The organism is Paraglaciecola sp. MB-3u-78, assembly GCF_002835935.1.
Classification (GTDB): Bacteria; Pseudomonadota; Gammaproteobacteria; order Enterobacterales; family Alteromonadaceae; genus Paraglaciecola.
On record NZ_PJCF01000087.1, the window covers coordinates 251,529 to 264,224 of the forward strand.

The 12,696-nt window shown below is 40.1% G+C and carries 10 protein-coding genes and 1 tRNA gene; 2 read left to right on the forward strand and 9 right to left on the reverse strand.

Translation table 11 applies throughout. The features are described 5' to 3' along the window. Positions 1-237: 237 nt before the first annotated feature. From CXF95_RS29280 to CXF95_RS29315, 8 genes are all read right to left on the reverse strand, one after another. Complete coding sequence (locus CXF95_RS29280; RefSeq protein ID WP_198556761.1) at positions 238-1,686, reverse strand: sulfotransferase; 1,449 nt, start codon at positions 1,684-1,686, stop codon at positions 238-240. Between the two features lie 112 nt (positions 1,687-1,798). Next, positions 1,799-3,595 (reverse strand): hypothetical protein, encoded by a 1,797-nt coding sequence (locus tag CXF95_RS29285; RefSeq protein WP_101201899.1) that lies wholly within the window; start codon positions 3,593-3,595, stop codon positions 1,799-1,801. A 97-nt stretch (positions 3,596-3,692) separates the two neighbouring features. Next, the gene (locus tag CXF95_RS29290; protein ID WP_101197148.1) at positions 3,693-4,817 is read right to left on the reverse strand and encodes an ISAs1 family transposase; all 1,125 of its coding nucleotides are present in this window, start codon (positions 4,815-4,817) and stop codon (positions 3,693-3,695) included. 58 nt (positions 4,818-4,875) lie between these two features. Then, the gene (locus tag CXF95_RS29295; protein WP_101201900.1) at positions 4,876-5,910 is read right to left on the reverse strand and encodes a TonB-dependent receptor; all 1,035 of its coding nucleotides are present in this window, start codon (positions 5,908-5,910) and stop codon (positions 4,876-4,878) included. 302 nt (positions 5,911-6,212) lie between these two features. Beyond that, positions 6,213-6,527: a DUF3718 domain-containing protein gene (locus CXF95_RS29300; protein WP_101201901.1), complete on the reverse strand. Its 315-nt coding sequence runs from the start codon at positions 6,525-6,527 to the stop codon at positions 6,213-6,215. 296 nt (positions 6,528-6,823) lie between these two features. Next, on the reverse strand, positions 6,824-7,153 hold the full coding sequence (locus CXF95_RS29305; RefSeq protein WP_101201902.1) for a hypothetical protein: 330 nt from the start codon (positions 7,151-7,153) through the stop codon (positions 6,824-6,826). A gap of 114 nt (positions 7,154-7,267) precedes the next feature. Further along, a complete protein-coding gene (locus tag CXF95_RS29310) occupies positions 7,268-8,377 on the reverse strand; it encodes a methanobactin export MATE transporter MbnM (protein WP_198556762.1) in 1,110 nt (369 codons plus the stop codon). Continuing rightward, entirely contained in the window at positions 8,368-9,270 is a 903-nt protein-coding gene (locus CXF95_RS29315) for an MbnP family copper-binding protein (RefSeq protein WP_232788106.1), read from the reverse strand. The genes CXF95_RS29310 and CXF95_RS29315 overlap by 10 nt, the downstream gene beginning before the upstream one ends. Here CXF95_RS29315 and CXF95_RS29320 point away from each other — a divergent pair. Next, on the forward strand, positions 9,269-12,001 hold the full coding sequence (locus CXF95_RS29320; RefSeq protein WP_232788107.1) for a choice-of-anchor B family protein: 2,733 nt from the start codon (positions 9,269-9,271) through the stop codon (positions 11,999-12,001). The genes CXF95_RS29315 and CXF95_RS29320 overlap by 2 nt on opposite strands. Positions 12,002-12,256: 255 nt before the next feature. Then, positions 12,257-12,333: transfer RNA gene (locus tag CXF95_RS29325), tRNA-Ile, on the forward strand. Positions 12,334-12,437: 104 nt separating this feature from the next. Here CXF95_RS29325 and CXF95_RS29830 read toward each other — a convergent pair. After that, entirely contained in the window at positions 12,438-12,668 is a 231-nt protein-coding gene (locus CXF95_RS29830; protein ID WP_157828310.1) for a hypothetical protein, read from the reverse strand. Between the last annotated feature and the right edge of the window lie 28 nt (positions 12,669-12,696).

The following is a 12,696-nucleotide window of genomic DNA, read 5'->3' on the forward strand; positions in this document are numbered from 1 at the left end:
AAGTATTTTTCGGACAAAAAGAAAGGGCTGCGCTTTGTAGCACCAGCCCTTGCTTAATCCAGGAAACAATACATGTTTTTTAAATATAGTAAAAACATATACTCATCGGGTCACTACTCCGACTTTATTAGTGTAGATCCATTTGTGTTATTTAAAACTCAAATGTGATGAATCATTCAGATGATGGGATGAACTTCACCAAACTCGATAGTCTGAATCATTTGGCCACCTTCCAGACTAAACACCATAATTATCAATAAATGGTTTCATAATTGATAAATAGGTTTCAGATATTCCAACAGAATCTTGATAAACCGGTTTTCTAACTTGTGCAGAACTAGATGTGACACTTTCCTGCTTATTTAGATGAAAATGACTGAGCGTATTTTCATCACTAAGATGACAATGCTCGAATATTTTCTTTGACCATATTTGTGGTGAAGCAACAAATTCTTCGTAAGGTACCACGAGGATTTCATCACCAAATATTTTATACCAGTGTTCGAACAATACATCCTCAAGTACAAAATACCGTGCAATATTTTCAAAGGACCAGCTCCAATGCATAGAACCACTAAAGCAGGTTCTGAAACACGAAAGGGCAGCATCCATTGGATCTCTTCTGACCCATAATTTAGGTGAATTTGGAAAAACGCGGCTTATCAATCCTAAGTATCGGCTATTACCTAAATTTTTATCAACAATAGTCCCCACTTCACCAAATCGTTCTTTAACTAGATGTAAATACAGCTTTGCTAAATGCTCCCAGGAAAGTTGTGGTTCAGCGAATTTATTTTCAAAAGCTTTGGCGTGTTGTATGCTCATACCTTTCATTTCTATTGTCGATTTTTGCATAAAATCGACTTCCCCTCCGGCAATAACATGACTATGAGAAGAAATAATTCTCTCAATCAATGTAGTGCCGCTGCGAGGCAAGCCAAAAATAAAAATAGGGGAAAATTCATGACACAGCTGATTTTTAGAAAGAGACGCTAGTGAATCACTATTAAAGCTATTTACGATTGCCTTTACTACTTGCTGATCTGCTGCGGCATGATACTTTTTATCCACAGAAATCAGCTTAGCTCCTTGTAAATAAGCTTCACCCGCTTTTTGGTAATGGCCTAAATCGTGTTGGGCTTTACCTAGTGCATAATAAAATGTTGCCCTTGATAAACTATTAGCCCCCTCAATCAATTTGATAGAATTAAATAACGATTTAAGATCAGAGTCCTCTTGGGTGAAGGTCTTTAATGAAGCGATCATATACCATGTCTGGCCTGCATTAGGCCACACTTTCACCACCTCCCTGAAATGTTTCAATGCCCCTCTAATATCACCTAATTGTGAGCGAACAGTGCCAATAAAGTGGTTGATCGCGGGGTGTGATGAGCTTTTGCAGGTGACATATTCTAATGCCTGCGTAACCTGTCCTAACTCGGCAAGCAAACTCGCTTTACTCAATTGTGTTTCACTACTATCAGGCTTTACGTCAGCGAATTTATCGATCACAATAATGGCTAATTTCATCTCGCCTATTTTGGCAGCTATTCGCGCAGTCAATAGCAGTTGCTGTTGGGTTGCCTCATGATCTTTTATAATAGCCGATATAATTTCTACCATGGCTTTCCGGTTACCTGCTTTAAAGGCATTTTGAATATCGCCTAAATGATCATTTGTTTGCAACAAATTTCCCCTCGACATAATTTTGCTTTGCATCTGAAAAATCCGGAGCCAAATGGCATCCGGATTCAAGTTTTAACACTATTACTTATTCAAGTTTTTTATTGAAAGATAACTAGAAAGATATAGAAGCACTTAAGCGGGCATATCTTGGAGATTGATATCTATCGATTAGATCATAATCAGGATCTGGCGTGCCATCATCAAATTCGAAGTTCTCTTCTGTTTCAACTATAGAGTCATTATCGAATAAATTGTATATGTCGCCACGGAGTACCAGATCGTAGTCGCCAACTTGAGCCGTATAAGTTAACGACAAATCTAACTGCCATGTACTGGGCTGATTACCCAATGAACCTCTTGGTACTAGCTCTCCATCCACAAAGAATGAAGCTGTACCGTAAGCAGCTGCAAAGTCATCTGTAGGATGTACACCAAAGGCATTTTTAGGCCTACCAGACTGGTAGCTAAAGTTGGCACCTGCTACAAGATTATCTTGTATAGAATAAGCACCGAATACTTTTACTTTATGACGTCTGTCATTGGGCAAGTTACCATTTGCACCATCTACCAATCCCGGTTGATCGAAGTTAGTGGTAATACCAGCATCATCCTGACCATTATCTGAACGAACAAACCCCTCATTATTTCCGTAACTCTTAGACCAAGTATAAGACCCCTGTAACATCCAAACATCATCCCATGCTCGGTTAAAAGTAAAATCAATTGAAGAGTATTTTCGTTGCACCTCTGGGTAACCTAAATCAGCACCAGGAATAGTATAGGCTTGAAGAACAAGAGGACCGTCATCACCATCAGGATCAGTTGTGATAGTCATGTCGCCACCTGGATTACCTAATACGTAATAATGGAAACCACTACACAAAGTACAGCTCGAATCAAACTCTCTCTCTAAATATTGATTAAAACCGAAATCAATCGCAACATCTTCTAATGCCACGCCGACTTCTCTGCGAGTACCTTTAACACCAAGGGTCCACTCATCATTTAACTGAAAGTCATAACCCAAAATAAGTTCATCTTGATACATAGGTTCAACATTTGCATCAACGACTTCTAAGGTTGCTTTTTGGGTGCCATCACCAAAAATAGCGGTGCCACCACAGTTGTCAAAAGTGGGTACAAAGTCACTATCAATCGATACGACATCACAGGTTTTTTGAGTAAATAATTCTGAACCCGCCACACGAACATTGGTGTTAGTAGGGACAGGAATATAATAGCGGCCAAAATTAGCATATAGTTTTGATTCGCCGTTACCATTAACATCCCAGGCAATACCAATACGAGGTGATATTTGATCTGAAATACTTATAAACGCTTCGCCATCCGCATTATAATTAGTGAATTCTTCATTTCGAATACCTATTGTGGTAACCAAATCATCTGTTACTTGCCAAGTATCTTGAATATAAATGGCTTCCGAGTCAGTACCAAATTCAGCTGGTGCCTGATAATTTTCACGGACTCTTACACGACTCAAGTCTTGTTGATATCGATACCAAAAACGTCCTGGGTAGCCTCGTTCAGACTCCGAGGTTAAAGTTTCGTTATCGTAACCAAAACGGATGGCATGATCACCAATATAATAATCAAAATCTAATCGGATTACTTCACGTTCATCGGCACCGCGTTCGAAGAAATCAACCACCCAGCCACCATAGGCTTCGCCCGTTTCACGGTCAGTGATTAGGGTTGTGTTTGTATCTGCGTTATCATCAGCGCGGTCGATTTCATTAATGCCATAAGAAGCACTAATGGTGAAATCGTCAGTAATTATGCCAGTATATTTAGCGATATAACTTGAACCACCACGATTGTATACACCCTCACCTCGAAACCCATTATTTACTCGGGTATCGGGATCAATATTATCCTGAGAACGAGTCACTTCATTCTCATCTGAAAAATAGGTGAGTTCAAGCCTGTGATCATCGGTGATGTACCAATCAATTTTACCGCCCCAGAAAGTAGACAGGGCAATCGCATTAAAATATTTGTAGCAGTTTCAGCAAGTAATCATTATCCCAACCTGCCATTTGCCGCTTAATCTTAATACCTACCTTATTATCATTATCTGACGTTAATAAATTCAAAGATATGTGGCGTAATATTGCCATGTTTTGATCTGCATATCCTTGACGAATTCGACAATGATCTTCGTCAAATGCCATATCTAATCTCCAGTGAAGATTATTCTCTACACCCCAATGAGCACGTACATAGTGAGCAAATTTCTCTGCATCGTTATGCTTAACGCTACTAATAAAGTATCGCGTTTCTTCTGACCATTCGTTCGCAAGAAATCTTCTTGATTTGACGCTAACAATACTGGCAAGGTGTGGGTGAGTATGATGCTCAGTAAGCCAGTCAATTCGGTTGCAGGAAGTCACTGTTCTTTCTTCAATACGGCCATGCCCTGAATCAATACTCTTATAAGTATTTAACGTGCCCTCATAACTTTTAGGGGTATTTTCAAAGAATAAAATCACATCATCATGTAGGGTGCTTTGATTTCCTTTCAGTGCGGTTAAATAATCAGCGCCTTTACTCACGATCAGTTCAGCCGATTTCTTTTGTGTGTTTAATGCATCGGTTGTGATGATACTGCCTGTGATGTCTAAGTTTTTGAGTAGGGAAGGTAAGGCGGTTATTTCATTCGATTTTTCATCAACTTTCACTTGTCCAAGTGCCAGCTGATTATCATGTGACCATGCGCTAACCATATAAATAGCTGATTTATTAGATGACTTATCATGAGTGCGTCGAAGGCATTTACCGTCAATAGCGATCACATCGCCCGTGACATTTTTTACTATCTCTTTGATCCAGCTAGAAAAACAGGTTTGAAATTGCTCAGGATCAATTAAGGAAAAAATACGTCCCAAAGTATCATGAGACGGAATACCATTTTCTAGGGATAAATATTGTTCAAACCAAGTGCGTTTAATGTTGGCAAATTTTTCAATGGCAACCCAGCCATCACAGCCACAGATAACGGCACATAGGGTAATAAAAAAGATGTCATCTAATTTATGTAATTGTTTTCTTAGAAGACGAGGATCTTCAATGTCTTTGAAATGTTCGATAAGTGTGGGCTTGTATTTGGTCATATTACGTCGCGTAAAGCGAAGTAATAGATCAAATTAGGGGATCTGTGTCAAGCCATTTTTAATGCGATTGCCCTGAGAAAGTAGAGGTTGAGGTATCTGTAGAAGTAGTTGATGGTTGCTCGGTTTCAACTTCTACGTCACGAGGGTTAAACATCACATAGTAGAATAATTTATCTTGGATTAATGCACCGCTAGCCCAAATATTACCTTGCAGGGAGTCACGCTCTGTCTCGTTATTGATTTCATGCAATATGCCACCGTCTTGGAATACTTGATCGCGATCTGAACGCAAAGAGCCTGGTTCATAATAAAGGTTCACTCCTGCATGAAATTCATTTGAACCCTTTTTAGTCGTGGCATTAACTACGCCCCCCAAAGCTCGCCCATATTCAGCTCCAAAACCACCCGCTTTTACTTCAAATGAGTCATACATATCAAATGGAACAGAACTTCCACCCAAACCCTTGCGGAAGTTTGTGATATTTAATCCATTTATATAAAATGCATTTTCAGCTAAAGATGAACCGCCAAATGATACGAAACCGGGGTTCCCTTCAATAGCTGAGCCTTCACCAAACGAACCATCACCGAATGCAGTGCCAGGTGCCAATAAAGCAACAGATGATAAATCGCGCGCAATCGGTACTCTGGTTAACAATTCTTGATCAACTATGGTTAATGATTCAGAAGAGCTAATGTCTATAACCATAACAGCGGCACCTGTTACTTCAATTCGTTCCATATTCGAATCGCTGGTCAACGCAACGTTGATGTTTGTCTTACCACTGTTACTAACAACAAGTCCTTCTTGCTTAGATAATAAGTAGCCATCTTTCGATGCTTCCATTGTGTAGTTACCTGCTGGTAACAGTGGAAAACGAAATACACCGTCACTATCAGATAGTACAGTTCTTGAAAGTCCAGTATTTACATTAACTATCGTAACCGATACACCACCCAACTTATCTCCTGACGAGTTAATTGAGTTACCATTAATAAACCCTGAGTCTGAGGCAAGTGCTGGCATTGCCATACCCAAGGATGCAACAACGGCTAACGCCGTTAGACTTCTTCTAAATGTAATTTTTCCCATGGAAAACTCCCTGATTTGTATTTTTAGTTATAAATGACCGATTTACTGCGGATGCAGCTTGGCGATGATCTGACGTTATCAAAAAGTTCAATTGGGAAGCTGGCTTAGGGATGAACATGACGAACAGTGTGTCTAAAACAGAATTAGCTGGGGATGGAATTTTACGTTATTAAATTAAACGAACAAAAAAATAGTGTGAATAAATGCATAAATTGTTGGGAAGTAAGTGAGTGCTTAATCTAAGTATCATTGAAATAATACAGGGTTAAATACACTCACTTGTGGAAAGTCATATTAGCCTTCTATAACTTAGCTAATAATGCTTCGTAATTGACACCACTTTTACGAGCCATAAATTTAGCCGTATTTTGTGCTTTATTCACTAATGCAAAGGTCACTGGGTCATAACCGTTACAGACTAAACCTTGACTAATTGTTCTGGCTTTGATGCCGCTTCTTTTGATTGCACGATTCACTTTAAGTTTGCTATCACTTTTAATTGCTTCACATATTTTGACCAAGTGCGTTTCAATGTTTTTGTCAATATTATTAGCTTGCGCACTGCCAGCTAAAAGAATGCCTGCGGTTAATAGGCTGGCGATAATGATTTTTTTCATGATGTATCACCTTGTGTTAGTTACATTTTGCATGATTGCAAGTACATGCTTAATGTAGAGGGGAAGATGATTTAAGGAGGGCTAAAAAAGACTAGGCACGGCCAAATGCGACTAAGCGACCAACTAACAACTCTCAGCGATAAACTATCGTTGTAAATCATCGATTAATCCTATTTGGCGTTATTTTGTTACATTGAGGGAGTGAGAGAATGAGTACAACTATTCATCTGAGCGTTTTTAAAGATATAAAAAAACCCTGATAACAGGGCTTTTTTTTAGTTAATTTGCCAGCCTAACTAAAAGGCGTTTTCCTGATGGATTTTAATAAACAATGATGTGCCATGTTTGCTGTAATCCACTTTATATTCTTTACCATTTATGGTTTGCACAAATAACAAGATTTTTTCTTCACAAAATACGTCAATACTCGTGAGATCGACCAGCTCCATATCTTGTAGTTTTGCATCGCGTTTGTTATCTGGCACTTTCCCAGCAAATTCTTTGATGCCTTTATGGGTAACAACAACGGCTGGATAATCCTCACCGTTAATAATAAGTAAGTCTAATTTTCGTAATTTATGAATTAGGGTATTGCGACCACTTACTAAAAATGGTTTCTCGGTCATTTTAATCTCCATTGAAAATGGTCTAAATATATCTTAGTCTAACTTTAAGACGATACCAAAGTTCTTTTACCCTTGCACCTCTTTGTTTTCATGCAATCAGGGTGACTTGAGAGGCTAATTTACATTTGAATTTAAAAACTGACGGTCGGTCAAGCTATTCAAAAAAGCAATCAGATCTTGTTTTTGTTGTAATTGCAGGTCGAAACCAGCTATAAAAGCACTTTTCAAAGGGTTAGTGGTTCCATGTCCTCTTCCTCCCGCGGCATAAAACTCAATCACATCCTCTAAAGTGGCCAAACTTCCATCATGCATATAAGGAGCACTCACCTCTACGTTACGCAATGTGGGCGCTCTGAACTTACCCATATCCTGGGGTTGCAAAGTGACTTCAATCAATCCTTGATCATAAACAGGATAAGCACCTTTAGCATCAATATTGTACAAACCCGTGTTGTGAAAAGGTCGTAAATCTAACCTCTGATTCTCATGTTGACTTGACTGACTAAAGTTGAAACCTCCATGACAATGAAAACACTCCACTTTTTCCGAGAAAAACAACTTCATGCCTCTTTTAGCAGCATCAGACATGGCATCATCATTATTTTGATAGGCATACCCATCAAATGGCGAGGCAAAGCTAGTTAAGCTTCTGACATAACTGGCAAGTGCTTTTACCATTCGGTCAAAGTCCGCATTACTATCATCAAACGCATGTTCGAACAGCTTTGCATAGCTCTGATTTTTAAATCGTTGCAATACTTCATTTTCATGACCGGTAATACCTAACTCAATCGGGTTTTCAGAAAACATCGGAATAAGAATTTGCTGCTCTAACTGATCCAGCCCTGAATGAGCCCATGTCAGGTTGCTGTTGTAAGCCACATTAACTAAGGATTGAGTATTACGCCGGTGTCTTTGACCTGTTGAGCCTACTGCCGTTTTTTTTGGTTCGGAAAAAGCAAAAGCCGGCTGATGGCAACTGGCGCAGGCAGTTGATTGATTAAAAGATAAATTTACATCAAAAAACAACGCCTTACCCAAAGCCACTTTTGCAGCTGACATAGGATTGTCCTTGGGTACTAAAGGCCTTGGAAAACCTTTAGGTAAGGTCCAATCATATTCTTGTTGATTAAGTTGCGGCGGTTCACAAGCAAATAAAAAGCTACTCAAAATAAGATAAGAGGCAGCGTGTAATGACCTAACTGTGGACAAGTTTAGTGCCATTCAAAAACATCTTGGGTTTTCAAGTTAGACATTAAAATGGAGCAACTATCTTGGCCTAATTGAAACAAACAAGAATCATTGTTTTGCATCGATATATTGGCAATAAGCCTATCTATGTGCATAACAAGTGTTGTTCCGTTATGCTTTTTATCCAACTGAAAGTCGACTCTATTGGGTTGTACACATTCACTTTGTGGAGAGCGCATAGTTGAAACAGCAGTGCACCCTAAACTGCCTAAATGAAATACCCAGTTTTTGTCAGAAGCTTGTAAATCTAATCGAAAAAATTTGTGCCCCGATCGCCAAGACCAAAACATGCTCGGCAGGTTTAACGGCGAAGGTTGCATTAAAGGGTTTTGATGATTTAACTCAAAAGGCACGGCAAGGGTAAAAGAAAGCTGTTTTGATGCATCAAGATCAACTGGCAATAAAAATTGCAGGGAATCATTGCTTTTAAGGGTTTCTGAAGCGCCAGAATCTTCTGGCACAGGTATATTTTCATCTTCTGATTTTGGAGCACAGTCATTCAAATTAGGTTGGATCAAGACCACATTATCTGTTTGCCAAGGTGTTGAACTTAATTGCGGTTCATAAACGGTCGCTTCGTCATATAATTTAACGTTACTAATAAAAAAGGCTAATTGCTGGATAGACCAAACTTGCTGATGACTGTCAAAGGCATTGCAATTTAGAGGGCTTCCATTGTGCCAAATTTCAACCTCTATACTTTCCACATCATTTAATCTAGAACAGCTACCCATAAACACAGTCAAAAAGCCTAATAACAAAAACCCCAAGGTTTTTTTTACCCCTTTGCTGGACAAAAAATTTGATCTATAGAGTCTAAAAGGTAAGGTGTAATCAGGCTTCATATTAATAGTGATAATTTTCATGGGATATTTTATTGGCGTCATAATGATACTGGCCATGGGGTACAGTCAAGGCGTTCAAGCACATGCAGAACATGATAAAGCCCGTTTTGTTGCCAATAACGGAGCAGATCATGGAAACTGTAACAATAGATTTAGACCATGTAAAACAGTGACTTATGCCTCACAAAAAGCGAATAAAGGGGATACGATTTTAGTGGCTCAGGGGGAATATATAATTGAATCTGAGCAAGACTTATTGTATTTCACTGGTCAAATTGTCCCCGTTTTGGGTGGGTTTAATCAAGTTGAACAATATCAGGGGCAAAATCCCGATACCTACCTAACCACGGTTTCAGGTGTGCCAGGGGAATACGCCGAACAACTGAGGCAACAAGGCTTTCACGTTATACGTGACACCAAAGGCTTAACAAAGTTAAGTTTACAAGGCAAAGGCCTTAACATTTCTCAATTACAATTGATGCAGAAAAAGCAAGCCAATAGCACATGTATTGACGGTAGCGCGGACGGTTTTGACTGCAATAACATGTCATTACTTGCACATATTCCTTTGTCTGACTTCCCCAGCAAGCCTACGTCAGCCAACGACATATGGGGGCATGTAGACCTAAATACTGAAAAAGAATACGCCATTATCGGGCTCAGAAATGCTGTGGCTGTAGTCGATGTCACGACACCCACTTCACCCGAAGTAATAGGGAGTATCTCAGGCTTGTCCTCCACTTGGAGAGATATCAAAGTGTACCAATATTTTGATACGTCCACCTTAAGATGGCAGGCCTATGCTTATGCCACCACTGAGGCCAATGAAGGTTTATCTATCATCGATTTAAACGATCTAGAAAATGGCATTTCAGTGGTGAGACGGCAAACCACAGACAGCACCGCCCACAATATATATATCAGTAATCTGGATTATGGGCTAAATATCCCTTTAGCCGGTCAAGTGCCTGCAGTACATATTTTAGGATCCAACAACTTTGCCGGTGCGTTCCGTTCGTACTCATTATCTGATCCTGAGACATTAGGATCGACCTATACTAACGCCTCCAGCACTCGAAACGATTACACTCACGATGCGACATCACTTACTATCAATGATGCACGAGCCCAAACCGACTGTGTTCAAGCCAATAATACCGACTGTTTGGTAATACTAGATTTTAACGAAGACAATCTCAGAGTGTGGGATCACACTGATAAAAATCAGGCCATTGAGCTAGGTTCAAGCTCGTACCCCAATGCTGAATATACGCATTCTGGTTGGTGGAGCGAAGATAAACAATATGTCATCGTTCATGATGAACTTGACGAACAAACACATGGTCTCAATACCACCTTAAACATTTTTGATATCAGTAGTTTGAGCACACCAACCTTAGTTGGCACCTGGTCTGGCCCGACTCGCGCAATCGATCATAATGGTTTTGTGCGCGGCAATCGTTATTACATGTCTAACTACGAACGCGGTCTAACCGTTCTTGATATTACCGACCCTAGCGACCCAGTTGAAGTAGGTTTTTTCGATACCTATCCCGTGTCAGACAACGCTGCATTTAATGGCGCATGGGGAGTCTATCCCTTTTTGCCTAGTGGCAATATTTTGGTGAGCGATATCAACAGCGGTTTATACATTATTCACGACCAAACATTAGAAAACGATACCGGTAATATCGCCTTTGATCCCAAACAACGCCAAGTAGATGAAGGCCAGAGCGTCAGCATTGTCGTCACTAAAACCGGAAATGGTGCCAGTACTGTCAGTTATGAAATAGTACCGGGTTCAGCTGGTTTAGAAGACGTGATGCTAACAACAGGTGAATTACAATGGACAACCAACGACACTCAGCCTCAAAATATTACCCTACAAACAAATAACGACGCCCTCGACGAAATCACCGAAAGCGTTTTTATACGATTATTCAATCCTAGAAATGGTGCCACCTTAGTGAATCCAAGCATCACCACAGTGCAAATCATCGATGCGTTACAGCAAGGTCAAATCGTATTTTCGACAGATGAGATAACTGTAAAAGAAACTGATGGATCAGTGCAGATAGCCGTAACACGTCAAGGAGGCAGTGATGGTATTGTCAATGTGGAATATGTTGTTAGCTCAGGCTCAGCAATACTAGGTACAGATGCCAATCCAGCCAGCGGCACACTTGAATGGTTAGACGGCGATAATACTGACCAACACATCGAGATATTCCTAATTGATGACAACGAAACTGAAGCACAAGAATCACTTGTATTAACTCTCACCGCAATTACATCAAACGCACTAGGCAATCAATCTACTTTACACATAGTGATCCGTGACGATGAATCAAATCAAGCACCTATAGCAACAGCCGGTGACGACTCTGAAGTCAATACAAGGCAAAACGTCACACTTGCTGGCATGGGCAGCGACCCCGAAGAGCAGCCTCTGAATTACCTGTGGCAACAAATATCAGGCACTAATGTCACAATCAACAATGAAAATAATCCACAGGCCAATTTTACCGCGCCAAGTACTGCTGGCACTTTGACGTTCTCACTTACCATCACAGATGATTTTGGCTTAGCTAGCTCTGATAACGTTAACGTGACGGTGATAGCATCAGTACAAACAACAGACACCTCATCTGGAGGCGGAAGCATAGATTACTGGTTACTTATCAGCCTATTATCCATAATACTCATAGGTAACAACATAATCAGTAGACCTCACAGGATACAAAAAATCTAAAGTAGAGAAATACTAAAAGTCACAAATCGAAGCCATGACAAATTGGCCAGTAACAAAATGCTAAACCTGATGATGAATACGCTCAAATAAAGAGCCAAGGTCACCATCGACGTACAATAATTAGGCAATTGAATTATAAATTGCCAATTCTTGCAATATCAGGCACGCCAAGGTGATGACAAGTCCCTAAAAACTGCTTATACTGCGCGTCGTTTTCGATATCAAGAATTCGAAAATAAGTTCAACACAGTAAATGGCCCTTTAGCTCAGTTGGTTAGAGCATACGACTCATAATCGTCAGGTCCCCTGTTCGAGTCAGGGAAGGGCCACCATTTTTCTGTTACAAATCATCGAGTTACCTCCACACCCGCCGACTTATAGATTTCGGGTCTCACTGAAACTCATCTGAAAAACCACCTTTTTACCAATTTTGTCCTCAGACACCCACTGTGGGATTTTGATCTCTGCCCATCACTGACGTACTCGGCCAGCGAACGTTTGCCTCAGCGCACAACAGCGGAGCTCTCAGGGTAGGTTTTGTGCCGGATCCCTGGATCCGTGGTAGGTTGCTGAGATTTGCACGTTTACGTTGTGGCACACTCGAAGTCAGAACACGATTATTTACCGATAAGAACAGTTTAACTAAAATAAAAAAAGGCCAATTCATGTTACTGAGATGACCTTTTCTGTTTGCT